At 68.4% G+C, this 24,835-nt stretch carries 24 protein-coding genes; 13 read left to right on the top strand and 11 right to left on the bottom strand.

The annotated features are described in order from the left end of the window. Positions 1–91: 91 nt before the first annotated feature. Positions 92–307 carry a hypothetical protein gene (locus tag I6H87_RS09245; RefSeq protein ID WP_011616104.1) on the top strand — a complete coding sequence of 72 codons (216 nt, stop codon included), beginning with the start codon at positions 92–94 and terminating at the stop codon, positions 305–307. 13 nt (positions 308–320) lie between these two features. On the opposite strand, the gene apaG is transcribed toward I6H87_RS09245, so the two are convergent. Continuing rightward, entirely contained in the window at positions 321–695 is a 375-nt protein-coding gene (apaG, locus tag I6H87_RS09240; protein WP_010809905.1) for a Co2+/Mg2+ efflux protein ApaG, read from the bottom strand. Between the two features lie 241 nt (positions 696–936). Here apaG and rpe point away from each other — a divergent pair, with 241 nt between their 5' ends. From rpe to I6H87_RS09200, 8 genes are all read left to right on the top strand, one after another. After that, a complete protein-coding gene (gene rpe / locus I6H87_RS09235) occupies positions 937–1,638 on the top strand; it encodes a ribulose-phosphate 3-epimerase (RefSeq protein WP_010809904.1) in 702 nt (233 codons plus the stop codon). Continuing rightward, the gene (gene gph, locus I6H87_RS09230) at positions 1,635–2,378 is read left to right on the top strand and encodes a phosphoglycolate phosphatase (protein WP_010809903.1); all 744 of its coding nucleotides are present in this window, start codon (positions 1,635–1,637) and stop codon (positions 2,376–2,378) included. Before rpe ends, gph begins: the two co-directional genes overlap by 4 nt. A gap of 421 nt (positions 2,379–2,799) precedes the next feature. Next, positions 2,800–4,317, top strand: a complete 1,518-nt coding sequence (gene trpE / locus I6H87_RS09225; RefSeq protein ID WP_010809902.1) for an anthranilate synthase component I — start codon at positions 2,800–2,802, stop codon at positions 4,315–4,317. Between the two features lie 20 nt (positions 4,318–4,337). Further along, positions 4,338–4,907, top strand: coding sequence for an aminodeoxychorismate/anthranilate synthase component II (locus I6H87_RS09220; protein ID WP_010809901.1), 570 nt, complete (start codon positions 4,338–4,340; stop codon positions 4,905–4,907). Between the two features lie 62 nt (positions 4,908–4,969). Next, on the top strand, positions 4,970–5,995 hold the full coding sequence (gene trpD, locus I6H87_RS09215) for an anthranilate phosphoribosyltransferase (protein WP_010809900.1): 1,026 nt from the start codon (positions 4,970–4,972) through the stop codon (positions 5,993–5,995). A gap of 11 nt (positions 5,996–6,006) precedes the next feature. After that, positions 6,007–6,810 (top strand): indole-3-glycerol phosphate synthase TrpC, encoded by an 804-nt coding sequence (trpC, locus tag I6H87_RS09210; protein ID WP_010809899.1) that lies wholly within the window; start codon positions 6,007–6,009, stop codon positions 6,808–6,810. A gap of 121 nt (positions 6,811–6,931) precedes the next feature. Next, positions 6,932–7,561: a CYTH domain-containing protein gene (locus I6H87_RS09205; protein ID WP_011616106.1), complete on the top strand. Its 630-nt coding sequence runs from the start codon at positions 6,932–6,934 to the stop codon at positions 7,559–7,561. 31 nt (positions 7,562–7,592) lie between these two features. Beyond that, entirely contained in the window at positions 7,593–8,369 is a 777-nt protein-coding gene (locus tag I6H87_RS09200) for a uracil-DNA glycosylase (RefSeq protein ID WP_011616107.1), read from the top strand. A 4-nt stretch (positions 8,370–8,373) separates the two neighbouring features. Here the strand turns inward: I6H87_RS09200 and I6H87_RS09195 are convergent, their stop codons facing one another. Next, the gene (locus I6H87_RS09195) at positions 8,374–8,652 is read right to left on the bottom strand and encodes an acylphosphatase (RefSeq protein WP_010809896.1); all 279 of its coding nucleotides are present in this window, start codon (positions 8,650–8,652) and stop codon (positions 8,374–8,376) included. Between the two features lie 211 nt (positions 8,653–8,863). Between I6H87_RS09195 and I6H87_RS09190 the strand changes: the two genes are divergently transcribed. Further along, positions 8,864–10,615 (top strand): ABC transporter permease, encoded by a 1,752-nt coding sequence (locus I6H87_RS09190; protein ID WP_011616108.1) that lies wholly within the window; start codon positions 8,864–8,866, stop codon positions 10,613–10,615. A gap of 7 nt (positions 10,616–10,622) precedes the next feature. Beyond that, complete coding sequence (locus tag I6H87_RS09185) at positions 10,623–11,954, top strand: ABC transporter ATP-binding protein (protein WP_011616109.1); 1,332 nt, start codon at positions 10,623–10,625, stop codon at positions 11,952–11,954. 10 nt (positions 11,955–11,964) lie between these two features. Here the strand turns inward: I6H87_RS09185 and I6H87_RS09180 are convergent, their stop codons facing one another. From I6H87_RS09180 to I6H87_RS09160, 5 genes are all read right to left on the bottom strand, one after another. Next, positions 11,965–14,361 (bottom strand): FUSC family protein, encoded by a 2,397-nt coding sequence (locus I6H87_RS09180; RefSeq protein WP_058698069.1) that lies wholly within the window; start codon positions 14,359–14,361, stop codon positions 11,965–11,967. A 50-nt stretch (positions 14,362–14,411) separates the two neighbouring features. Continuing rightward, the gene (locus I6H87_RS09175) at positions 14,412–16,226 is read right to left on the bottom strand and encodes a M61 family metallopeptidase (protein WP_010809892.1); all 1,815 of its coding nucleotides are present in this window, start codon (positions 16,224–16,226) and stop codon (positions 14,412–14,414) included. Positions 16,227–16,302: 76 nt separating this feature from the next. After that, a complete protein-coding gene (gene acuI, locus I6H87_RS09170; protein WP_010809891.1) occupies positions 16,303–17,307 on the bottom strand; it encodes an acrylyl-CoA reductase (NADPH) in 1,005 nt (334 codons plus the stop codon). A 112-nt stretch (positions 17,308–17,419) separates the two neighbouring features. Next, a complete protein-coding gene (locus I6H87_RS09165) occupies positions 17,420–18,178 on the bottom strand; it encodes a DsbC family protein (protein ID WP_011616111.1) in 759 nt (252 codons plus the stop codon). A gap of 51 nt (positions 18,179–18,229) precedes the next feature. Then, on the bottom strand, positions 18,230–19,525 hold the full coding sequence (locus I6H87_RS09160; protein ID WP_011616112.1) for a UbiH/UbiF family hydroxylase: 1,296 nt from the start codon (positions 19,523–19,525) through the stop codon (positions 18,230–18,232). A gap of 112 nt (positions 19,526–19,637) precedes the next feature. Between I6H87_RS09160 and ychF the strand changes: the two genes are divergently transcribed. Beyond that, complete coding sequence (ychF, locus tag I6H87_RS09155) at positions 19,638–20,729, top strand: redox-regulated ATPase YchF (RefSeq protein ID WP_010809888.1); 1,092 nt, start codon at positions 19,638–19,640, stop codon at positions 20,727–20,729. 74 nt (positions 20,730–20,803) lie between these two features. On the opposite strand, the gene I6H87_RS09150 is transcribed toward ychF, so the two are convergent. Genes I6H87_RS09150 through I6H87_RS09140 form a run of 3 tightly spaced genes read right to left on the bottom strand, consistent with a single transcriptional unit; the run spans position 20,804 to position 23,438 of the window. Next, positions 20,804–21,301 (bottom strand): GDYXXLXY domain-containing protein, encoded by a 498-nt coding sequence (locus tag I6H87_RS09150; protein WP_011616113.1) that lies wholly within the window; start codon positions 21,299–21,301, stop codon positions 20,804–20,806. Continuing rightward, a complete protein-coding gene (locus tag I6H87_RS09145) occupies positions 21,298–22,416 on the bottom strand; it encodes a DUF4401 domain-containing protein (protein ID WP_011616114.1) in 1,119 nt (372 codons plus the stop codon). Before I6H87_RS09145 ends, I6H87_RS09150 begins: the two co-directional genes overlap by 4 nt. Continuing rightward, complete coding sequence (locus I6H87_RS09140) at positions 22,413–23,438, bottom strand: DUF2157 domain-containing protein (protein ID WP_010809885.1); 1,026 nt, start codon at positions 23,436–23,438, stop codon at positions 22,413–22,415. The genes I6H87_RS09145 and I6H87_RS09140 overlap by 4 nt, the downstream gene beginning before the upstream one ends. Before the next feature lie 155 nt (positions 23,439–23,593). Between I6H87_RS09140 and I6H87_RS09135 the strand changes: the two genes are divergently transcribed. Continuing rightward, on the top strand, positions 23,594–24,394 hold the full coding sequence (locus I6H87_RS09135; protein ID WP_010809884.1) for a 5'-methylthioadenosine/adenosylhomocysteine nucleosidase: 801 nt from the start codon (positions 23,594–23,596) through the stop codon (positions 24,392–24,394). Between the two features lie 49 nt (positions 24,395–24,443). Here the strand turns inward: I6H87_RS09135 and I6H87_RS09130 are convergent, their stop codons facing one another. Continuing rightward, positions 24,444–24,689 carry a hypothetical protein gene (locus I6H87_RS09130; RefSeq protein WP_010809883.1) on the bottom strand — a complete coding sequence of 82 codons (246 nt, stop codon included), beginning with the start codon at positions 24,687–24,689 and terminating at the stop codon, positions 24,444–24,446. Positions 24,690–24,835: the final 146 nt, after the last annotated feature.

Here is a 24,835-nt window from a genome sequence, read left to right as displayed (position 1 = left end):
CGGCGCAGCTTGCGGGGCCGATTGCCCCTACAATCCCACCGTCATCCTTCAACCACCGCCTGCGCCCCCGCGGGCCTGCGCTGCATCCGCCATGAGCAAGTTCTTCGAAGCCCATCCCATGCTGCTGTTCGCCCTGGAAGCCGGCGTGGCGCTGTTCCTGCTGATCTTTATCGTGGTCTGGACCATGGGCACGGCGAAAACGAACCCGCGTCCCACGCGCGCCCCGTCCGAGCATCCGTCGCGCCAGCCGGCGCAGGGCGCCGCTGAAGCGCCGCCGCAGGATCAGGACAGCGCATCGCGCCAATAGGTTCCCGGCAGGGTCAGTGCAGCATGCGCGGCAGCACCAGCGCGAATTCAGGGATCGGCACCTCGAAGCGGTGGCCGTCCTCGGCCACGCAGAAGTATTCGCCCTTCATCGATCCCACCGGGGTCGAGATGGTGGCCCAGCTGGTGTATTCGAAATGCTCGCCCGGCTTGAGCAGCGGCTGGTGGCCGACCACGCCCAGGCCCGCCACTTCCTGCGTGCCGTTGTCGCTGTCGGTGATGACCCAGTGGCGCGAGATCAGCTGCGCCGCCACCTCGCCGGTATTGTGGATGGTAATGGTGTAGGCGAAGGCATGGCGCCCGCGCTCAGGTTCTGACTGGTCCGGCAGGTACTGGGTGCGTACCGAGACGGAGAAAGCGTACTCGCTCATCGTGGGCAGGGCCGGCGTGAGGCGCCAGGCAGGGAAGTGGGTAGCCGCATTGTGCGGGATGGCCGCGGCACGGGCAAGAGCACGGGCAAGATCACCGAGCGCCGGGGCAGCGGTAGAATATAGCCCTTTCAGGTCCGGGCCGCGCCGGACGCCCCGCCTGATCCCCTCTGGCGCCCGCCCCTGGGCGCGCCAGAGACGCAAAAAACAGCATTCCCCAGCACCCCACCTCCTAGCCGCCGACATGAGCACGCCCACCTACCGCATCGCCCCGTCCATCCTGTCCGCCGACTTTGCCCGCCTGGGCGAGGAAGTGCGCCGCGTGACCGAGGCCGGCGCCGACTGGATCCACTTCGACGTGATGGACAACCATTACGTGCCCAACCTGACCGTGGGCCCGCTGGTGTGCGAGGCGATCCGCCCGCACGTGACCGCGCCGATCGACGTGCACCTGATGGTGCGCCCGGTGGACCGGATCATCCCGGACTTTGCCAAGGCGGGCGCCAATATCATCACCTTCCACCCGGAAGCCAGCGAGCACGTGGACCGCTCGCTCGCGCTGATCCGCGACCACGGCTGCCAGGCCGGCCTGGTGTTCAACCCGGCCACGCCGCTGCACCACCTGGACCACGTGATGGACCGCCTGGACGTGATCCTGCTGATGTCGGTCAACCCGGGCTTCGGCGGCCAGTCGTTCATTCCCGAGACGCTCAACAAGCTGCGCGCCGTGCGCCAGCGCATCGATGAGTACACCGCCCGCACCGGCCGCACCATCCTGCTGGAAGTGGACGGCGGCGTGAAGGTAGACAACATCGCCGAGATCGCCGCGGCCGGCGCCGACACCTTCGTGGCGGGCTCGGCCGTGTTCGGCAAGCCCGATGCGGACGGCGGTTACCGCGGCATCATCTCGGCGCTGCGCGGCGAACTGGCCAAGGCCGGGCAATGACCGAGGGCGTGTTCCTGCGCCGCAACGACTGGCGCGGCATCGAAGGCGTGATCGTCGACCTCGACGGCACCATGGTCGACACCGCGGGCGACTTCCACGCCTCGATCAACGCCATGCTGCTGGCGCTGGGCCGCCAGCACCCCAACCTGGGGCCGGCAGCGCCGATGTCGGAGGCGGAGATCGTCAGCTATGTAGGCAAGGGCTCGGAAAACCTGATCCGGCGCGTGCTGGACGCGCGCTTCTCGCCGCTGCACGCCAACAGCCTGTTCGCCGACGCCTATGCGCTGTACGACCGCGAGTACATCCGCATCAACGGCCAGTTCTCGCAGGTCTACCCCGGCGTGCGCGAAGGCCTGGCGGCGATGAAGGCGGCCGGGCTGCGCCTGGCCTGCGTGACCAACAAGCCCTACAGCTTCACCGAGCCGCTGCTGGCCAAGACCGGCCTCGCCCAGTACTTCGAGCTGGTCTACGGTGGCGACGCCTTCCCGCTGCGCAAGCCCGACCCCTTCCCGCTGCTGAAAGTGGCCGACGCCTTCGGGCTGGAGCCGTCGGCAATGGCGGCGCTGGGCGACTCGGAAAACGACGCGCAGGCGGCCCGCGCGGCCGGCATGGGCGTGCTGCTGGTGCCCTATGGCTACAACCATGGCAACCCTGTACAAGCCGTTGACGCCGATGGTATAGTCGACTCCATTGCCCACGCCGCAGCGCTGTTTGCAGCACACTGGGCAGGTCATCGATAGTCCGAATTTCGTCGATCCCGACCAAACCCCAAACATTTCATGTTTCTCAACCGCAAACGCATCTCTTCTGGCAGTGATCGGCAGGCTTGGCCCTGGCGTCGCTGGCGCGCCTCCCAACAGGCGTAAAGTGCGTTCGCGAGTCTGCTGACGAGCCCTCGACCCGAGGGCCTCGCCACACCGGCCCAGCTGCCGGGCATTCCCACCAAAACCCGCCGCAAGCCAGCGTAGCCGCCATATTCGTGTGCTACGTTTAGCTCAAGAACGCGCCGCACGCCCTTCCCCGGCCGTGTGCAGTCTTGTCCGCAAGCCGCTTGCACCACGGCCCGCCAACGGGGCGGGTATCCATTCGCTCCAGCCTGATTGCCGACAAGCGGCGCCGCGCCCCTCCACCGCGCAGCGCGCGCCGCACAAGAGGACCGACATGACCGAACTGGAATTCAAATCGCTGGCCGACCAGGGCTACAACCGCATCCCGCTGATCGCCGAGGCCTTTGCCGACCTGGAAACGCCGCTGTCGCTGTACCTGAAGCTGGCCCAGTCGCAGACGCGCGGCGTCAACACCTTCCTGCTGGAATCGGTGGTGGGCGGCGAGCGCTTCGGGCGCTTTTCGTTTATCGGCCTGCATGCCCGCACGCTGCTGCGCGCCTTCGGCAACCGCACCGAGGTGGTGACCGACGGCAAGGTGGTGGAAACCCACGAAGGCAACCCACTCGACTTCATCGCCGAGTTCGAACAGCGCTTCAAGGTGGCGCTGCGCCCGGGGCTGCCACGCTTCTGCGGCGGCCTGGCCGGCTACTTCGGCTACGACGCGGTGCGCTATATCGAGAAGAAGCTCGCCGACACGCACAAGCCCGATGACCTGAACCTGCCGGACATCCAGCTGCTGCTGTGCGAGGAACTGGCCGTCATCGACAACCTGTCGGGCAAGCTCTACCTGATCGTCTACGCCGACCCGACCACGCCGGAAGCCTATTCGCGCGCCCGCCAGCGCCTGCGCGAGCTGCGCATGAAGCTGCGCCAGCCGGTGGATGTGCCGGTCACCAGCCCGTCGGTGCAGACCGAGGTCTACCGCGAATTCGCCAAGGCCGACTACCTGGCCGCGGTGCACAAGGCCAAGGAATACATCATGGCCGGCGACATGATGCAGGTGCAGATCGGGCAGCGCCTGGTCAAGCCTTACCGTGACGCGCCGCTTTCGCTGTACCGCGCGCTGCGTTCGCTGAACCCGTCGCCGTACATGTACTTCTACAACTTCGGCGACTTCCAGGTGGTGGGCGCCTCGCCGGAGATCCTGGTGCGCCAGGAAGAGCGCAAGGTCGGCACCAACGGCGACATGCGCAGCGAACACATCGTCACCATCCGCCCGCTGGCCGGCACGCGCCCGCGTGGCAATACGCCGGAGAAGGACGCCCAGCTCGCCACCGAGCTGCTGCAGGATCCGAAGGAGATCGCCGAGCACGTGATGCTGATCGACCTTGCGCGCAACGATATCGGCCGCATCGCCGAAACTGGTTCGGTCAAGGTCACCGACAAGATGGTGATCGAGAAGTACTCGCACGTGCAGCATATCGTCAGCTCGGTCGAAGGCACGCTGCGCGAGGGCATCAGCAACCTGGACGTGCTGCGCGCGACCTTCCCGGCCGGCACGCTGTCGGGCGCGCCCAAGGTCCATGCGATGGAGATCATCGACGAGCTGGAACCGCGCAAGCGTGGCATCTATGGCGGCGCGGTGGGCTACCTGTCGTTCGGCGGCGAGATGGACCTGGCGATCGCGATCCGCACCGGCATCGTCAAGGACGGCAACCTCTACGTGCAAGCCGCCGCCGGCATCGTTGCCGATTCGGATCCCGAAGCCGAATGGAGGGAAACCGAAGCCAAGGCGCGCGCCGTGATCCGCGCCGCCGAGCAGGTCCAGGATGGCCTGGACTCCGACATCTGAGAGAACAGGAGACAGACGCCATGCTGCTGATGATCGACAACTACGATTCGTTCACCTATAACCTGGTCCAGTATTTCGGCGAACTGGGCGAGGACGTGCGCACCTACCGCAACGACGAGATCACCATCGAGGAGATCGAGGCGCTCAAGCCGGACCACATCTGCGTCTCGCCCGGGCCGTGCAGCCCGAAGGAAGCCGGCATCTCGGTGGCGGCGCTGCAGCACTTTGCCGGCAAGATCCCGCTGCTGGGCGTGTGCCTGGGCCACCAGGCCATCGGCGAGGCCTTTGGCGGCAAGGTGATCCGCGCCAAGCAGGTGATGCACGGCAAGGTCAGCACCATCGAGACCACGCAGCAAGGCGTGTTCGCCGGACTGCCCAGGCACTTCGACGTGACGCGCTATCATTCACTTGCGATCGAGCGCGAAACCCTGCCCGATTGCCTGGAGATCACCGCCTGGACCCCGGACGGCGAGATCATGGGCGTGCGCCACAAGACGCTCGCCGTTGAAGGCGTGCAGTTCCATCCCGAGTCGATCCTGTCCGAACATGGCCATGCGCTGCTGGCCAACTTCGTCAAGGCGCCGCGATGAGACTGCTCGATTCCGCACCTTCCAGCCCGCACCACGCCATCCAGACTGTCAACGAGAACGCCATGATCACGCCGCAAGAAGCCCTGACGCGCTGCATCGAGCACCGCGAAATCTTCCATGACGAGATGCTGCACCTGATGCGGCAGATCATGCAGGGGCAGATCTCGCCGGTGATGGCCGCCGCAATCCTGACCGGCCTGCGCGTCAAGAAGGAAACCATCGGCGAGATCTCCGCCGCCGCGCAGGTAATGCGCGAGTTCGCCAACAAGGTGCCGGTGGCCGATCGCGAGAACTTCGTCGATATCGTCGGCACCGGCGGCGATGGCTCGCACACCTTCAATATCTCGACCGCATCGATGTTCGTCGCGGCCGCCGCCGGCGCCAAGATCGCCAAGCATGGCAACCGCGGCGTCAGCTCCAAGTCGGGCAGCGCGGACGTGCTGGAAGCGCTGGGCGTGAACATCATGCTGACGCCCGAGCAGGTCGGCCAGTGCATCGAAGAGACCGGCATCGGCTTCATGTTCGCGCCCACGCACCACCCGGCGATGAAGAACGTCGCCCCGATCCGCAAGGAGATGGGCGTGCGCACCATCTTCAATATCCTGGGCCCGCTGACCAACCCGGCCGATGCGCCCAACATCCTGATGGGCGTGTTCCATCCCGACCTGGTCGGCATCCAGGTGCGCGTGATGCAGCGCCTGGGCGCGAAGCATGCCATCGTTGTGTACGGCAAGGACGGCATGGACGAGGTTTCGCTTGGCGCCGCCACGCTGGTGGGCGAACTGAAGGACGGCGAGGTGCGCGAATATGAGATCCACCCCGAGGACTTCGGCCTGCAGATGATCTCCAACCGCGGCCTGAAGGTGGCCGATGCGACGGAGTCGAAGGAAATGCTGCTTGAAGCGCTGACCAACGTACCGGGCACGCCGCGCGAGATCGTCTCGCTGAACGCCGGCACCGCGCTGTACGCCGCCAACGTGGCCGACTCCGTCGAAGACGGCATCCGCCGCGCGCGCGAGGCGATTGCCAGCGGCGCGGCGCAAGAGAAGCTCGACCAGTTCGTGCGCGCCACCCAGCAGTTCAAGTAAGAGACGCGAATATGTCCGACATCCTGCAAAAGATCCTGGCCGTAAAGGCCGACGAGGTCGCCGCCGCACGCAAGAAGCGCGACCTGCCCAGCCTGCGCGCGGAGGCCGAAAGCCTGCGCACTGAGCCGGGCCTGGCACCGCGCGGCTTTGAGCGCGCGCTGCGCGAGAAGATCGCCGCCGGCCAGGCCGGCGTGATCGCCGAGGTCAAGAAGGCATCGCCGTCCAAGGGCGTGCTGCGCGAGCACTTCGTGCCCGAGGCCATTGCCGAAAGCTACGCCAGCCATGGCGCTGCCTGTTTATCGGTGCTGACCGACGTGAACTTCTTCCAGGGACACGCCGACTACCTGAAGCGCGCCCGCGGCGCCTGCCCATTGCCGGCCCTGCGCAAGGACTTCATGGTCGACCTGTACCAGGTGTATGAAGCGCGCACCTGGGGCGCCGACTGCATCCTGCTGATCGTCGCCGCGCTGGACCCGGGCCTGATGGCCGAACTGGAAGCCTGTGCGCTTGAGCTCGGCATGGATGTGCTGGTGGAAGTGCACGGCGACGACGAGCTCGACGCGGCGCTGCGCCTGAAAACGCCGCTGCTCGGCGTGAACAACCGCAACCTGCGCACCTTCGAGGTGTCGCTGGACAACACGCTGGACCTGCTGCCGCATATGCCGGCCGACAAGCTGGTGGTGACCGAGTCCGGCATCCTCGGCCAGGCCGATGTGAAGCGCATGCGCGATGCCAACGTGCATGCGTTCCTGGTGGGCGAAGCGTTTATGCGGGCGCCGGATCCGGGCGTGGAGCTGGCACGGCTGTTTGCCTGAGCTAACGCCTGCCGACGCACGCTGGCGGTTTGCTCCCTTCTCCCGCAAGCGGGAGAGGGGGCCGGCTAGCGGTGACTGGAAAGACATCGCCCTCGCCAACCCTCTGAAATCGCCTGCTGCCATGCCCCAGGAAATCGAACTGAAACTCGCCGTCCCCGACGACGCGCTGGCCCCGCTGGCCGCCTGGCTCGACGCCAACGGCGCCCCGCAGGGCGAAGCCACGCTGCTCAACGTCTACCTCGATACCCCGCAACGTGACCTGGCACAGGCGCGCGCCGCGCTGCGGCTGCGCCGCAAGGGCGCGCAATGGCTGCAGACGCTGAAGACCGCCGGCAGCAGCCAGGGCGGCCTGGCCACGCGCCATGAATGGGAGACGGAGATCGCCGGCGAGGCCATCGAGCTGCAAACCTTTCCCGCGGAAGCGCAAACCGTGCTCGCGCCACTGATCGGCCGGCTGGCACCGGTGTTCCGCACCGACTTCGTCCGCCGCACCTGGCTGGTCACGCAGGACGGCGCCCGCATCGAGGCCGCGCTCGACACCGGCACCATCGCCGCGCCGGCCAGCGCCGCGCAGGAACCCATCCAGGAACTCGAACTGGAATGGCTCGATGGCGACGCCGCGCACGCGGCCGATGCCCTGCGCGCCTTTGCCGCGCGGCTGGCCACCGTTGCCGCGCTGGCACCGTCGGACCTTAGCAAGGCCGCCCGCGGCTACCGCCTGGCGGGAATCGCCGAAAGCAAGGCCTCATAATCGCGGTTTTCCCGCCAAGCTTTCCTTACACATGCAAGCCGATCTCTTCGCCGCCGAAGCCCCCCGCGTCCCCGGCGAACCGTCCCCTGCCGCCAGCCTGCAGGCCCAGGCCGACGCCCTGCCCGCCGCCTGGCGCACATTGCTGGACCCGTGCATCCGCGTGCCGGCGTGGCAGGAGCTGGCCGCCTTTGTCGACGGCGAACGTGCCGCCGGCAAGCCGGTATTCCCGCACCATGTCTTCCACGCGCTGCACCTGACCCCGCCCGACGCGGTCAAGGTGGTGATCCTGGGCCAGGACCCCTACCACGGCACCGGCACGGTCGGCGGCGTTGAGCTGCCGCAGGCGCACGGGCTGGCGTTCTCGGTGCCGGAAGGCATCAAAGTGCCGCCCAGTCTGCGCAACATCTTCAAGGAAATCGCCGCGGAGTTCGGTGCCAACGACAACTGCGCGCCGCGCGCCTCCGGCAACCTGGAAGGCTGGGCGCGCCAGGGCGTGCTGCTGCTCAACACCGTGCTGACGGTGGAACAGGGCCAGGCCGCCAGCCATGCGCGGCGAGGCTGGGAAGCCGTCACCGATTGCCTGATCCAGAACCTCGCCGCCAGCCGCCCGAGTCTTGTGTTCATGCTGTGGGGCAGCCACGCGCAGGCCAAGAAGCCGCTGCTGGGCGCCGGCCACTGCGTGCTGGAAGCGCCGCATCCGTCGCCGCTGTCGGCGCACCGGGGCTTCCTGGGCTGCGGGCACTTCCGCGAGGCCAACCGCTGGCTGGAAGCGAACGGCCGCACGCCGGTCGACTGGACCGCGGCCTAGTCCATCAGATCGTCGGCCGGAATTCGAAACCGGCAAACTCCCCTTCCCCAGGCCCGACCTCGACCAGCGTCACCTGCGCGGCCGGCGGGCCCTGTTCCATCCACGCCTGCAGGGCTTCGAGCTGCCTGACCGTGCCGTGCGCCATCACCTCGACGGTGCCGTCGAGCCGGTTGCGCACCCAGCCGCCAAGCTCAAGGTCGTCCGCCGCGTCGGCGCAGGCGGCGCGGTAGCCCACGCCCTGCACGCGCCCATGCGCGACCAGGCGCCAGGTTTCCTTCTTCATGGCTTTTCCCTTTGGGCGCACGCCGGCAGCGTGCGCGATCTGTCATCCACACCAAGTAAACTAGACCGCCATGCCGGGCGTTACAAAGGGATGCGCGCCGCCCGGCGTGAAGCCGGCGGCATGCGGGCTTTGCCATTGTCCGCCAGGGCCGCGAATCAGGGCTGGGCCACAAGCCTTGCCATCCAAGCTCGATACAGCCCGAGAAGCGCCCATGATGCCACCCGCCGACCGCCGCGCGGCCCCGCCCGCCCCTGGCTTTGACAGCCAGCTGCTGCGCGCCCCGCCCAACCGCTTCGACCTGGCCCTGCTGCCGATCATCCTGGCCGTGATCGTGATGATCGCGTTCACCGCGCAGCAGATGAACGCCCCGTTCCAGCCCGACCAGCAGCTGGCGGTGCACCTGGACGTGGCCTACCTGCCCTACTACCTGATGCGCACCAGCATCCGCATGCTGGCGGCGCTGGCGGCGTCGCTGCTGTTCTCGCTGGCGTTTGCCGCGCTGGCGTCAAAGAGCCGCACGGCGGAGAAGGTGCTGGTGCCGGCGCTGGACATCCTGCAGTCGATACCCGTGCTGGGCTTCCTGTCGATCACCGTGACCGGCTTTATCGCCCTCTTTCCCGGCAATATCGCAGGGGTCGAGTGCGCGGCGATCTTCGCCATCTTCACCTCGCAGGCGTGGAACATGGCGTTCAGCCTGTACCAGTCGTTCCGCACCATCCCGGGCGATTTGATGGAAGCGGCGGCCATGTTCCGGCTGTCGCCGTGGCAGCGCTTCTGGCGGCTGGAAGTGCCGTTCGCCATGCCGGGGCTGCTGTGGAACATGATGATGTCGATGTCCGGCGGCTGGTTCTTCGTGGTGGCGTCCGAGGCGATCTCGGTATCCGGCCACGACATCCGCCTGCCTGGGATCGGCTCCTATATCGCGCTGGCGATCCAGCAGCAGGACCTGGCCGCGATCGGCTGGGCCATCCTGGCGATGCTGGCGGGCATCCTGCTGTACGACCAGCTGCTGTTCCGCCCGCTGGTGGCATGGGCCGACCGCTTCCGCTTCGAGACCCAGGCGCAGGACAAGCTGCCGCAGTCGTGGCTGCTGGACCTGCTGCGCCGCTCGGCGTGGGTGGGTGCAGTGCTGGCGCAGACGGCGGCGCTGGCCGGGCGCACGCTGGCGTGGGGCGCGCGCCGCGGGCAGGCCCCGGCGCAGCCGGACAATCCGCGGCGCGCGCTTTGGTTCGGCCGCGTGCGCGACGCCGTGATCGTGCTGGTGGCATTGGCCGCGTTGCTGCGCGTGGGCTACTTCGTGCACAGCGAGGTGGGCTGGGCCGAAGTCGGCCATGTGCTGTGGCTCGGCACGATCACGATGGTGCGCGTGGTGGTGCTGATCGCGCTGGCGGCGCTGGTGTGGGTGCCGATCGGCATCCGCATCGGCCTGAGCCCGGAACTGGCGCGCATTGCCCAGCCGATCGCGCAGTTCCTGGCCGCCTTCCCGGCCAACCTGATGTTCCCGCTGGCGGTGATGCTGATCGTGCGCTTCGGGCTGAACCCGGAGATCTGGCTGAGCCCGCTGCTGATCTTCGGCACGCAGTGGTACATCCTGTTCAACGTGGTCGCGGGGGCGTCGGGCATTCCCACCGAACTGAAGCTCGCCACGCGCAATTTCGGCCTGCGTGGCTGGCTGCTGTGGAAGCGCTTCCTGATCCCCGCGGTGTTCCCGAGCCTGCTGACCGGGCTGGTGACCGCCGCCGGCGGCTCGTGGAACGCGAGCATCGTGTCCGAGTACGTGACCTGGGGCGACCGCACCATCGTCGCCACCGGGCTCGGCAGCTACATCGCCGAGACCACCGCGCGCGGCGACTTCCCGCGCATTGCGCTGGGCATAGTCGTGATGGCGCTGTTCGTGGTCGGCTTCAACCGGCTGCTGTGGAACCGCCTGTATCAACTCGCGCAAGAGCGCACCCGCTTGTAAGGCAACGATGGCAGAGAACATTGCATCCACCGCCGCCCCCGCCGTGATCGAGCTGCGCGGCGTCGGCAAGATCTTCCGCACCGCCAGCCAGAGCGACCGTGCCGTGCTCGAAGGCGTGGACCTGACGCTGCGCGAGGGCGAGATCGTCGCCATGCTGGGCAAGTCCGGCTCGGGCAAGTCCACGCTGTTGCGCATCATGGCCGGGCTGGTCGGCGCCGACCGCGGCGAGGTGGACTTTCGCGGCGAACGGCTGGCCGGCACCGCCGAGGGCATCGCCATGGTGTTCCAGTCGTTCGCGCTGTTCCCGTGGCTGACGGTGCAGCAGAACGTTGAGCTGGGGCTCGAGGCCCAGGGCGTGCCCAGGGCCGAGCGCGAGCGCCGCGCCGAGGCCGCGATCGACATGATCGGGCTGGCCGGCTTCAACAGCGCACTGCCGCGCGAGCTGTCGGGCGGCATGCGCCAGCGCGTGGGCATTGCGCGCGCGCTGGTGACCGAGCCGGACCTGCTGCTGATGGATGAAGCATTCTCGGCCCTGGACGTGCTGACCGGCGAGACCCTGCGCGACGAGATGCTGGCGCTGTGGGAAAGCGGCCGTGCCAATATCAGGAGCATCCTGATCGTCTCGCACAATATCGAAGAGGCAGTGATGATGGCCGACCGCATCGTGATCCTGTCGAGCGACCCGGGCCGCATCCGCGCCGAGGTGCCAGTGGCGCTGCCGCGTCCGCGCAACCGCGACAGCGCGCAGGTGCGCGCGCTGGTCGACGAGATCTACGCGCTGATGACCGCCCCCGCCGCGGAAGCGCGCCTGCCCGCGCAAGCGCCCGCGCGCCAGATCGCCTACCGGCTGCCGGACGCCGACATCAGCCAGATGGAAGCGATCCTCGACCTGCTGTGCGAGGCACCCTTCAACTGCCGCGCCGACCTGCCCCACCTGGCCGACGAAGCCGGCCTCACCGACGACGAACTGCTGCCTGCGTGCGAAGCGCTGCAGCTGGTGCAACTGGTGTCGATCGAGCGCGGCGACATCGCCGCCACCGGGGCCGGCCGCGCCTGGTACGCCGCCGGGCCGCAGCAACGCAAGGTGATGTTCGGCCAGCAGTTGCTGGGCAACGTCGCACTGGCCGCGCATATCCGCCGCGAACTGGTGGCCAGCGAGGCCGGCGAGATCCGCGAAGAACAGGTGCTGCACGAACTGGAGCGGTTCCTGAAGCCCGCCGAGGCCGAGCGCGTGCTCAGCGTGGCGATCGGCTGGGGGCGCTACGGCGAGATCTACGAGTACCGCTACAACAGCGGCATGCTGACACTGCCCGAGGAAGAGCTGCCCGAGGCGCCGTAAGCCACCAGGCTCAGACGCGCGCCCGTATGGCGCGCCCGATGGCCCCCGTGCGCAGCGCGATCTTGGCCGCATCCTCGCGCAACGCGCGCAGGCGGCGGTCCAGCACCGCATTGGCCGGACGGCCGGTGGAGCTGGCGGTGGGACCAGCCTCATGGCTGGATTCGCCGGCGGCGGCCGCGTGCACCAGCACGTCGGTGCGGCGCTTGTCGGCCGAATCGGCCAGGCGGGCGCGGCGTTCGGCGACGGCATCCTCGGCGGCCTCGGCGACTTCGACGCTGACGGTGGCCGCCACTGGTTCGGCATCGGCGACAGCTTCAGCGGGAGATTCCTCCGCCTTGTCCGCGGCGGCAGGCACTGCCTCCTTGCGTTCCAACGGCGTTTTCCCGCTGCGGATAAAGCCCGCGCCACGGCCGCCGCCCCGCTCATCGGCATGCAGCCGCTCGCTGGCCACCTGCAGGCTGTGGCTGGCGGCCTCGGTGGCCTGCTCGATCGCGGCTTCCGCGGCCGGGATATCGAGCTCGTCATAGTGCTGGCGCACCTGGATGCGCGCCGCCGCCACGTGCGCGGCCACCAGGTAGTTCTGCACGATAAAGCGGTTCAGGTTGTCCACCGCACGGTGCCGGCTCTTGGGCTCGTCCAGCATGCGCTGGAACGACGAGATCAGCGCCGACAGGTTGTCCATAAACTGCTTGCGCTGCACGCGGTAGGCAAAGTCATCCTTGGTCCTACGCAGCAGCAGGTCGCGCGTGGCGCCGATATAGCGGCGGTTGGCCTGCAGCACGCCCTCCACCAGCTTGGGGATGGCGCGGTATTCCCAGCTCGGCAGCACAAAGCTGAACAGCGAGGCGATGATGCCGCCGATCACGGTATCCACCAGCCGCTCGCCCGCCACCGTGGGACTTCCCGGCATCAGCAGGTGGATCTGGATCAGCACCTGGATGCAGGCGGCAATCGCGGTGTAGCGGTACTTGATGGTCACGAACGCGGCGCTGGCCACCAGCGACAGGAACAGCACGCCCAGCAGGATCAGCGGCTGGTGCACCACCTTCAGGATCGCGACCGCGACCACGCAGCCAATCAGCGTGCCGATCAGGCGGTCGTTGTAGCGCTGCTTGGTCATGCTGAAGTTGGGCTTCAGGATGACGATGATGGTCAGCAGGATCCAGTAGCTGTGCGACACATAGGGCAGGTGCTCGGCAATCCACAGCCCCAGCGACACCGCCATCGAGATCCGCAGCGAGAAGCGGAACGCCGGCGAACTCCACTTCAGGTTGTCGCGCAGCACGCTGAACTCATACTTCTGGCGCGTCAGGAACGGCGTCATGTCCGAGCCGGGCAGCACCCTGGCCGGCTCCACCGGCGTGCGCGACGCTTCGTGCAGCTGGCCGACCAGCGTGATCGCGCCGCGCATCATGTCGAGCGTATCGACCAGCGCCGTCATCGCCGCCGGGTTGATATGGTGGTGGCGAAATTGCTCGACCTCGGCCTCGACCGCGCGCAGGCCCTGGCGATATTCCACCGTGGCGTACGAGGCGCGGCCGCGCGTGATCTCGTAGGCGATCTCTTCCACGTCCTTGCACATCTGCAGCACCAGCCCGCGCAGATGGTCCAGCACCGGCGTGCCGGCAAAGGTCTGGCGCAGCAGCGGATAGTCGGTGTTGGTCGACAGAATATACTCGTACAGGTCGAGCATGCGCAGGTGCACCTGCACCAGCAGCCCGTCGTGCGGAGTGCGGTTGCCGCGCAGCACCAGGTCGCGCGCGGCCTGCTGGCGCTCGGCCACCACGATCTGCTGGCGCACCAGCTGGTTGAACTGGGCCTCGTAGTCGTTGCCGGCGTCGTAGAAGCCGGCCTTGATCTCGAGATAGCCGGCCAGCTCATACAACGATTCGGCCAGCACCTGCTGCTTGGTGCGGCGCTCGGTGATCCAGCTCACCAGCATCGCATAGCCGAGATAAGCGACCGCGCCGATGCTGAACAGCGCCGCGTGCTCCAGCGCGCGCCGCACCAGGAAGTCTTCGTTGATGGTCAGCGTCATCACGAACAGCGCCGCGAACTGCAGCGGCAGCGTCTTGTTGCCGTACACCGTCATCATGCCGGCCAGGAACGTCACCAGCACCAGCAGGAACGGCATCACGCGCGGGAACGGCGTGGCCAGCGCCACCACCAGCGTGACCACGCTGCACAGCAGCACGCTGGCCATCATCTCGTTGAACTTGTGGTTCAGCGGGCTGGGCAGGTCCATCAGGCTGGTGCACAGCGCCCCCATCGACACCACCATCGCGGTGGGCAGGTCGCTGAAGTGCAGCGCGATCAGCGTGGCGCCGATCACCCCGGTGGCCGAGCGCAGCCCCCGGTAGATGTAGTGCGAATACAGGAAGGTGCGGGGATCGTGCGCGTATTGCATGCAGCGGGGGCGATGGCGTGCGGTGGCGGGTGTGGCAGCGGAAAACTAGTTCACTGGCCCAGCCAGCGCGAGCGCGCCGCGTGCCGTCCGCTCTCGAGCTTCACCTTGAACTGCGCCGCCGGCTCGCGTGCCAGCGTCACCGGCAGCACCTGCAGCTCGTCGCGGCGGAAGGCGTGCAGCTCGATGCGGTCGCCGCTACGGTAGCGCGCCAGCAGCTTGTCGATCTGGCCCGGCGCCACGCGCAGGCCGTCAATCGCCACCAGCAGGTCGCCGGCGGACAGGCCGGCGGCCTGCGCGGCGCCGCCGTCGAACACCTGCGCCACGCGCACCCAGCCCTCATCGCTCTTGACCTTGATACCCAGCGCCGCGGTGCGCGCCGGCTTCTGCGCATCGGCCTTGACGCCGAACGTTTTGAACAGCGCCGGCAGCGGCAGCTCGCCGGTGCCTTCGGTCAGCGAGCGCAGCAGCGGCCCCATGCGCAGGCCGGTGACTTCATCGAACAGCGCATGGACCTCGGCCTCGGTCACGCCGCGCTGCACCGCGCCCGGCGCGTAGAAGCCGCGGCCGTAGCGGCGCCACAGCGCGCGCATGACATCGTCAAGCGAGCGTCGCCCGCGGGTCTTGTCGCGAATGGTCAGGTCCAGCGCCAGCGCCACCAGCGAACCCTTGGTGTAGTAGCTGACGATGGCGTTGGGGGCGTTCTCGTCCTGGCGGTAGTACTTGGTCCAGGCATCGAAGGAGCTTTCCGCCACGCTCTGCTTGGTGCGGCCGCTGCCGCGCAGCACGCCGTTCCAGGTCTTGGCCAGCATCTCGATGTACTGCTCGTCGGTGATGCAGCCGGAGCGCACCAGCACCAGGTCGTCGTAGTAACTGGTGAAACCCTCGAACAGCCACAGCAGCGGCGTGTAGGTTTCCTCGGCCAGCCGGTACGGCACGAACGCGGCCGGCTTGATGCGCTTGACGTTCCAGGTGTGGAAATACTCGTGGCTGCACAGCCCGAGGAAGGTGCGGTAGCCCTCGCTGGTATCGCTGTCGCCGCGCACCGGCAGGTCATTGCGCGCGCATATCAGCGCGGTGCTGGCACGGTGTTCCAGGCCGCCGTAGCCGTCGCTGGTGACCATCGTCATGAAGACGTAGCGGCGGTTGCTGTCCAGGAACGGCGCCTGCGCGGTCTTGGGCTCGAACAGCCGGATCTGCGCTTCGCAGATCCGCTTCAGGTCGCGGCACACGCGCTCGAGGTCGAGCTGCGGCACGCGCCCGGTGAAGACCACGTCGTGCTGCGCGCCGCAGGCGCGGAAGCTGGCCAGCTGGAAGGTGCCCATCTCGACCGGATGATCGACCAGCTCATCGTAGTCGGCCACCTGGTAGCGGCCGAAGCCGTAGCGCTTCGCGCCTGCGCGGCCGGGCGCTTCGCGCATGGCGGTGGCGACGCGCCAGCCGCGATAGGCCTCGCCGGCGGGCGCATGGATATCGATGGTGCATGGCCGCTCGGCCTGCCCGTCCACGCACAGGAACACCGAGCTGCCGTTGAAGAAGCCGTGGGTGGTGTCCAGGTGCGCCGCGCGCACCGACAGGTCCCAGGCATAGACCTCGTAGCTGAGCGTCAGCGGGCCGTCGGCCAGGCTGACCGGCGCGGCCTGCCAGCGCTGCTTGTCGAGCTTGGTCAGCCTGACCTCGCGCCCGCCCGCATCGGCGCGGATGCGCACGATATTGCGCGCGAAGTCCCGGATCATGTAGCTGCCCGGGATCCAGGCCGGCAGCGAGAAACACTGGCCGGCGGGATCGGGTTCGCTCACGGTGACGGTGACGGCAAACAGGTGCGCTTCAGGCTGAAGCGGGGCGATGGCGTAGCGGATCGGCGTCATGGGCAGGATTGTAACGTCGGCGCCAGGACACGGATGCAGCGCCGACGCGGTGGTGCATCAGGGCGACGGTGCGCGATCAGCCGCGATTCACATCCACCACCACGCGCCCGCGCATGCCGCCTTCCATGATCTTGCGGCCCGCCTCGATCGCGTCGCCCAGGCCGATCTCGCGCGTCAGCGCATTGAGCCGGTCCGGCTCCAGGTCGCCGGCCAGGCGCTGCCAGGCCTGCTCGCGCAGCGGCATCGCCGCCATCACACTGTCGATGCCGTGCAAGGTGATGCCGCGCAGGATGAACGGCGCCACCGACCCCGGGAAGTCAAGGCCCTGCGCCAGCCCGCACGCCGTCACCACGCCGCCGTAGCGCACCTGGGCGCAGGCATTGACCAGCGTGTGCGAGCCGACCGAGTCGACCACCGCGGCCCAGCGCTCCTTTTGCAGCGGCTTGCCGGGTACGCCCAGCTCAGCACGGTCGATCACGTCATCGGCGCCCAGCGCCTTCAGGAAATCCGCCTCCCGGGTCTTGCCGGTCGAGGCCACCACCTTGTAGCCAAGCTTGCTCAGCAGCGAGATCGCCACCGTCCCCACCCCACCGGAGGCGCCGGTCACCAGCACCTCGCCATCGCCGGGGCGCACCGGGCCGTCGACGCCGCCGCGCTCCAGCGCCAGCACCGACAGCATCGCGGTATAGCCCGCGGTGCCGATCGCCATGGCCTGGCGCGTGGTGAAGGCGTCGGGCAGGCGCACCAGCCAGTCGCCCTTCAGGCGCGCGCGCTGCGCAAGGCAGCCCCAATGCGTCTCGCCCACGCCGTAGCCGTTGAGCACTACCTTGTCGCCTGCCTTCCAGCGCGGGTGCGCGGATTCCAGCACCGTGCCGGCGCCGTCGATGCCCGCCACCATCGGCCACTTGCGCACCACCGGCGAGCGGCCCGTGATCGCCAGCCCGTCCTTGAAGTTGATGGTGGAGTAGTCGACGGCAACCAGCACGTCGCCGTCGGCGGGCAGCTGCGCGTCGTCGAGCGTGGCGATACTGGCCTGGGTGGCGCCGTCGGCCTGGGTCAGCAGCAATGCCTGGAAGGTCATGGTGTCTCCTTTGTCGCCTGCCGGCGATCGCATGGAATCAGGGAAAAGGCAGAATGCAGAACGGCCGGACAAGTCCGGCCGTCGATCGGGCCGGTACAGGTCCGGCGCGCGCTTATTTCTTGATGCTGGCGAGCTTGCGTTCCAGCGTGGCGACATCCGCCGCGCCGGGAATGCGGGTGCCGTCGGTGAAGAACACCGCCGGAGTGCCGGTCACGTTCATGCTGTGGCCCAATGCCAGGTTTTCTTCCAGCGGGGTCTTGCAGCTGCCGTTGCCGGTCAGCGCCACCTGCTTGAGCATCCAGTCGCGCCAGGCCTTGGTGCGGTCGGACGCGCACCAGACCTGCTTGGCCTTGGTTTCGGAATCCGGCGACAGCACCGGGTACAGGAAGGTGTACACGGTGATGTTGTCCATCTGCTGGAAGGTCTGCTCGATGCGCTTGCAATAGCCGCAGTTGGGGTCGGAGAACACCGCCACCTGGCGGCTGCCATCGCCCTTGGTCCACTTGATCGCGCGCGCCAGCGGCAGGTCCGACCACTTGATGCGGTTGATCTCGGCCAGCCGCTCCTCGGTCAGGTTGGTGCCGGTGCGGGTGTCGATCATCTCGCCGTTCAGGATGTAGCGGCCCGAGGCGTCGGTGTAGACCACCTGCCCGCCTATATTGGCCTCGAACAGGCCCGGCACCGGGGTCTTGCTCACGCTCTTCACTTCAGCACGGCCGCCCACCATCTTCTGCAGCGACTCCTTGATGCGGTCGGTGCCGGGCTCGCCCGCGGCCATGGCATGCAGCGCGAAGCCCGCCGCGGCCAGCCCGCCGGCGATGGCGGTGATCGCGGCGCTCATGGCGGGGCGGCGGCGCAGGAATGGGAACATGTGGACTCCAGAGTATTCGGTAAAGGGATCGGAACGTTGGCGCGGCCGCGGTCAGCCAAGCGCGCGCGCGATCAGGAAGCGCTTGAGCAAGGACTGGCCGCCGACCGCGCGCATGCCGGTGTTGCGCACCACGCGCGCGACGCCGCCCGGCAACGAGAACAACCGGTGCAGTCCGTCGGTGGCCGCGGTCAGCGCAAGCAAATCGGTGGCGCGGGCGCGCTCATAGCGGCGCAGCAAGCGCAGGTCGCCCTCGCTGCGGAAAGGTTCTTTGTCGGCCATCACGCGGCCAAGTTCCGCGACGCCGCGCAGGCCCAGGTTCATGCCCTGGCCGGCCAGCGGATGCAACACGTGGGCGGCGTCGCCCACCAGCGCCACGTGCGGCTGCACGAACTGGTCGGCACGCTGCAGCACCAGCGGGAAGCCCTGCGCCGGGGTCACGCAGCGCAGCGCGCCGAACTGCGCGCCGACCGCGCCGCTGGCGCCCTGCATCACCGTGGCGGCGAGCGCCTCGGGCGACAGCGCCAGCAGCTCGCGCGCGTGGGCCTCTTCGGCGGCCCAGACCATCGACACATGGTTGTCCGGCAGCGGCAGCAGCGCCAGCACTTCGCCGTTGGCGGGTTCCTCGTCGGCCATCAGTTTTTCGGGCGCGCCCAGGAACCACTGCCACGCGGTTTCCTGGTGCGGGCGCTCGCAGGCGAAATTGGCGACCACGCCCAGCTGGCGGTACTTGCGCGTGCTGACGCCGATGTGGCATTGCTGGCGCAGCCAGGAGCGCGCGCCGTCGGCACCGACCACGCAGGCCGTGCGCAGCTTCTCGCCATTGCCCAGGGTCAGCGTGACGCCGTCAGGATCGCGCTCGAACGCGCTCGCCGTGGCGTCGTGCCAGGTCACCTGGTGCTGGAAGCCCAGCGCTGTGTCGAGCGCGCGCTCGACGTGGCTGGATTCGATGATCCACGCCAGCTGCGGCACCGCGGCCGCGTAGGCCGAGAAATGCAGGTCCCCGTCCAGGCTGGGCGAGGTCTCGGCCGCGCTGACATCGCCGAACACGCGCATGTCGCGCACCGGCTGGATCCGCGCCGGGTCCAGCGCCTCCCACACCCGCATGCGCTCCAGCAGCGCCTGCGAGCTGGCCGAGAAGGCGTAGATACGGCTGTCCCAGTCATCCGGCCCCGCCGCCGTGCGGCCGCTGGCGCGGGGCGGCCTGGGCGCGACCAGCGCCACGTCCATGCCCTGCTGGGCCAGCAGCAGCGCGCAGGACTTGCCGACGATGCCGCCGCCGACGACAGCAACCTGGAAAGCGGAGGAGTTGCGCGCAGACGGGCGCGCGGACGCGTGGGATCGGGTCATGGCTGGATTATAGCCACGTCACTCCTGGCTCCGCCCCACGCCGGCTCAACCCGGCCGATGGCGAGGCCCCCATCCGCTAGAATACGGGTTTTGCAATTTCCCGCCTTCTATCATGAGCCTCCAATGCGGCATCGTCGGCCTGCCCAACGTCGGCAAGTCCACGCTGTTCAATGCCCTGACCAAGGCCGGCATCGCCGCCGAAAACTACCCGTTCTGCACCATCGAACCCAATGTGGGCGTGGTCGAAGTGCCGGATCCGAGGCTCGCCAAGCTGGCGGAGATCGTCAAGCCGGAGCGCGTGCTGCCGGCCACGGTCGAGTTCGTCGATATCGCCGGCCTGGTGGCGGGCGCCTCCAAGGGTGAAGGCCTGGGCAACCAGTTCCTGGCCAATATCCGCGAATGCGACGCCATCACCCACGTGGTGCGCTGCTTCGAGGACGATAACGTCATCCACGTTGCCGGCAAGGTGGACCCGCTGTCGGACATCGAAGTGATCAACACCGAACTCGCGCTGGCCGACCTGGCCACCGTCGAGAAGGCCCTGGCCCGCTACATCAAGCCGGCCCGCGCCGGCGACAAGGAAGCTCAGCGCCTCGTCGCCGTGCTGGAAAAGGCGCAAGCCGTGCTGGACCAGGCCAAGGCCGTGCGCACCCTGGACCTGGCGCCCGAAGAGTGGGAAGCCATCCGGCCGTTCTGCCTGATCACCGCCAAGCCGACCATGTATGTCGCCAACGTGCGTGAAGACGGCTTCGAGAACAACCCGCACCTGGACGCCGTGCGCGAGTACGCCAAGCTGACCAATTCCCCCGTGGTGTCCGTCTGCGCCGCCATCGAAGCCGAGATCGCCGACCTGGACGATGCCGACAAGGCCGAATTCCTGGCCGACCTGGGCATGGAAGAGCCCGGCCTGGACCGTGTGATCCGTGCCGGCTTCAAGCTGCTCGGCCTGCAGACCTACTTCACCGCCGGCGTCAAGGAAGTGCGCGCCTGGACCATCCACGTCGGCGACACCGCCCCCAAGGCAGCCGGCGTGATCCACACCGACTTCGAACGCGGCTTTATCCGCGCGCAGACCATCGCCTATGAAGACTTCATCAGCTTCAAGGGCGAGACCGGCGCGAAGGAAGCCGGCAAGATGCGGGCGGAAGGCAAGGAGTATGTGGTGAAGGATGGGGATGTGATGAACTTCCTGTTCAACGTCTAAGACCGCCAGACGTCATGAAAAAGCCACCGCATGCGGTGGCTTTTTCTTTTGGGCCGGGGGACATCACTTTCGCCTCACAACCTCTCCATCCCCTTCCCCCGCAACCCCACCAGCAGCGCCTGCCCGTCCGCCCCCACGCGGAATTCCCCATACTGCGCCTGCGCAAACCGCTCGCCCTGCCCCTCCTGGAAGAAATACGCATCGGTCGACACCTGCACCCGCGTGCCGCCCCAGCTCGAGCGGGCGACCTGGTAGCGCAGCAGCTGCTCCCCTGCCGCCAGCGGCTCGCCGCCGTGTACGCGCACGAAGCTGGCCACGCCCTGTTCATCGCGGCGGATCACGGCCACGCCGTCGCGGGGTGGCCGGTCGTCCTGCGTCTGAGCGGTGCGGATCTGGTTGCCGATGTCAAAGTTCAGCGCCATGTAGTCGCCCTGTAACAGCGAGCGCGGGTCGACCGGGGCGAGCTTGAGGTAGACGGTCTCACCGCGTGCCAGCAGGCGCTCCTTGCCTGCGATGCCGGCGGCGGCGAGTGCCAGCGTCAGGGCCCAGGCGATCAGGATCCAGCGTTTCATGCGGCCTCCTTGCCGGTGCGGGTGCGCAGCAGCCGGTAGCGGCCGGCCAGCAACAGTGCACCGGCCACGGCGAGCGTGGCGGACTTGGCCAGCAGGGTCCAGTGCAGCGCGCTGTAGTACCAGATAAAGCCGACAGCGATGCTGGCGATGCCCAGGCCCAGCCACGGCATCGACGCGCGGCGCAACGCCAGGCCGAGCGCGAGAACTCCTGCCACGACCGCGGGCGCGGCCGCCATCAGCGCGCCGAAGGCCGCCACGCCGGCAAGGACGGCGCCCTGCAGGGCGGGGCTGAGCGCCAGCCGGCGGCATTCGGCGAGCGCGAAGCCAGCCAGCACCACTGTGGCCAGCCCGCCCGCGACCCAGTGCGCGAGCGGGATGCGTCCGGCTTCCGGGCCGCCCAGCCAGGCCAGCGGATGGCTCATGCCGGTGACGACCAGTGCGACGGCCAGCGTGAACAGCAGCGTCGCGTCGGCCAGCGGTTCCAGCAGCGTGTGGCGGCCGGCCGCGCACAGGCGTGCTTCGGCCAGCGTGAAACCCGTCACCAGCGCGCAGCCGAGCGGCACCAGCCAGCCGAGGGACCACGTCAGCAACAGCCAGTCGTCCGGCTCGCTGCCGGCCAGGACGAGATGCATGGCGCCTGCCAGCCCGATCCATGCGCCCACCGCGCACAGCAGCCGGTGCAGCCGGTTCGGGACCAGCAAGGCGAGCGCGGCCTCGAACAGTGCCAGCCCGGCCCAGAAGCCTGCGCTCTCGGTGACGCGCGTGAAGCCCAGGGCCTCGACCAGCCCGAACACGGCCATGCCCTGCCCGCTCAGGCTCACGGCCAGCGCGAATTGCCCCGCGGCAATGCCGCCGCCACGCCAGTACAGCAGCGCGGCCAGTGCGATCATGGCCAGGCCGGTCACCGCCATGGCAATGCCGTTCTCGCGCGCGGCGACGAAGACCGTGCCGACCAGGAAGAGCTGGAAGAACAAGGCACCGAGCCAGCCGGCCGCGCCCATCAGGCAGCGCACGGCCCAGGGGGTGTGGGTGTGGTCGGGCCGCTCGCCCTGTACCTCGCCGCGTGCGGCGAGGTCCTGCCAGAGGCGTTGCCCGGTCTGCAGTTCGGTCGTCATGCCTGCTCCAGTTGGCCGCGCCAGGCACGCATCAGCCAGGCGGCCGCGCCGGCGGCAAGGCCGATGGTCACCAGCCCGAGCAGCAGGAAGGCGCCGAAATCGTCCTTGCCCTCGAACAGCACCTTGGCGATGCCGGCCACCGCCAGCACGATGCCGGTCAGGCAGGCCAGGCTCAGCACCACGATGTCGAAGACGCGCTGGCGGAACCACCAGACCAGGGCGGCCAGGACCACCACCGCCAGCGCAAATGCAGCGCCGTCGAAATGGCTGTCCAGCAGGCTGGCCAGCCCGAGCGAGCCGGCGTGCACGCAGGCCATTGCGGCCAGCATGCGGCTGCCGGTCTGCCCACGGAAGCCCAGCGCCGGCGCCCGCGCGCACAGCAGCTGCCACAGCGCCAGTTGCAGCACCACCGCGCCCAGCAGCGCCAGCGTGGCGGTGCGTATATGGCGCGTATCGAACAGCAGCGCGAACACGCCTTCGACACCGAAGCGGATGCTGAAATAGCGCAGCAACGCCACGTTGCCGACCACGATTACCAGCCACCAGTGCGGTGCGGCGCACGCCGCCAGCGCCCAGGGCACCGCCAGCAACGCCCATAGCGCAAACAGCTGCCACGCGTCGGCGCCGGTCTGGTAGGTCTGCCCGATCACCGCAAGCAGCACGCCGGCGACGACCTGCGCGCCGCCCAGCGCGGCCCGGCCCGCGGTGTCGCCAGCCGGACGCAGCCAGGCAAAGGCGGCGAGCAGCGTGAGCGCGCCGGCCAGCAGGCCGAACTTGGAAAACTTGTGGAGATCCTGCCAGTTGAAGGCGAAGAACACGATCACGCCCGCGCACAGCAGTGCGGTGCCCAGCGCCATCAGCGCCGTGTCCAGCCAGCGGCGCCAGTCGGTGGCGACGGGCTCGGTGCGCGCCCACGGCGCAGTGACGCCGGCCGCGTCCAGGCGCCCCAGTGCGCGCCAGTCGGCCAGTGCCCGGCGGATGGCGCGCCGTTCGCCGGTGGCTACGGTGGGTGTGCCTTGCATGTAAGTGTCCTTACGTGCTGAGATGACGGGGACTTTAGCAAAGCGGCGCGGGGGCCGCACCTGTTCCGTGGGAGGGTGCGGTGCGGTCGCGCTCTGATCTATGCCCGGCCTGCGCGGGCCGGTATGCTGTGGTTTTCTCGTCCTGCGCCCGCTCCATGACTCTCGGAATCCTTGCCGCCATCCATGATGAAGTCGATGGCCTGGTGGCCGCCATGCGCCATGACGACAGCCGCGCCACGGTGCGCACCATCGGCATGCGCGACTACTATGCCGGCCAGCTGCTCGGGCAGCCGTGCGTGCTGGTGCTGGCGCGCATGGGCAAGGTGGCGGCGTCGGCGACCACGGTCACGCTGATCCGCGAGTTCGGCGCGACGCAGATCGTCTTCACCGGGCTGGCCGGGGGCATTGGCGCCGGCACCAATGTCGGCGACATCGTCATCGCCGACCGCACCATCCAGCATGACCTCGACGCACGTCCGTTCTTCGGCCGCCATGAAGTGCCGCTGCTGGACCGTGCCGAGTTCCCGGCCGACCCGGCGCTGACCGCCGAGCTGGAAGCCGCCGCGCGCGAATTTCTGCAGCTGGACCTGCCTGCCGAAGTGCCGCGCGAGGTGCTGGAACGATTCGGCGTAGCCGCGCCGGCGCTGCACCACGGAATGATCGCCAGCGGCGACCAGTTCATCGGCTCACCGGCGGCGGTGACGGAGTTGCGTGAGCGGCTGCCCGGATTGCTGGCGGTGGAAATGGAAGGCGCCGCGGTGGCGCAGGTCTGCCATGAATACGGCGTGCCGTATGCCGTGATGCGGACCATTTCGGACCGGGCCGACGATAGCGCCCATGTGGACTTCGCGGCATTCCTGAAGGATGTGGCCAGTCACTATTCCAGTGGCGTGCTGCGCCGGCTGCTGGCCGGAAGAGCCAAGGCCGACACTGTTCAAACGCCGGTCCGCTTCTGATCGCGATCAAGCGGCGAGCGGATTCCCGCCGCCGCGGTCAGTTCTGTTCTTACCGCCCGCGCGGCCGCAGCGCGCCCCAGGCCCCCACCAGCAGCGCCGAGCCGGCGATCACCGCCAGCCAGCTGCTGAGCTGCCCGTCGATAAACAGGTGCAAGGCCCGGCCGCCATAGAAAGCGCCCGCCGCACCCGCCGCACCCAGCACCAGCGCGGCCGGCAGGGTCACCACGCGCCCTGCCGGATGCAGCCGGCGCGCCGCCAGCCCCACCAGCAAACCCACGATCAAGGTGCCCAGCATCCGCTTCTCCTGTGTTGTCAGCATCACAGCCGCAAGGGCTGCGGCGTAACGATACTGCAATCCGGAGCCGCTGCCATGCCCCCGCCCGGCCCCGGATGGCCCAGCGCCTGCAATTAGCGATCCCGGCGGTATAATGGCATCCGGTC

This window comes from Cupriavidus necator (genome assembly GCF_016127575.1).
In the GTDB taxonomy this organism is placed as follows: Bacteria; Pseudomonadota; Gammaproteobacteria; order Burkholderiales; family Burkholderiaceae; genus Cupriavidus; species Cupriavidus necator_D.
This window is presented reverse-complemented; position numbering and strand designations above follow the sequence as displayed.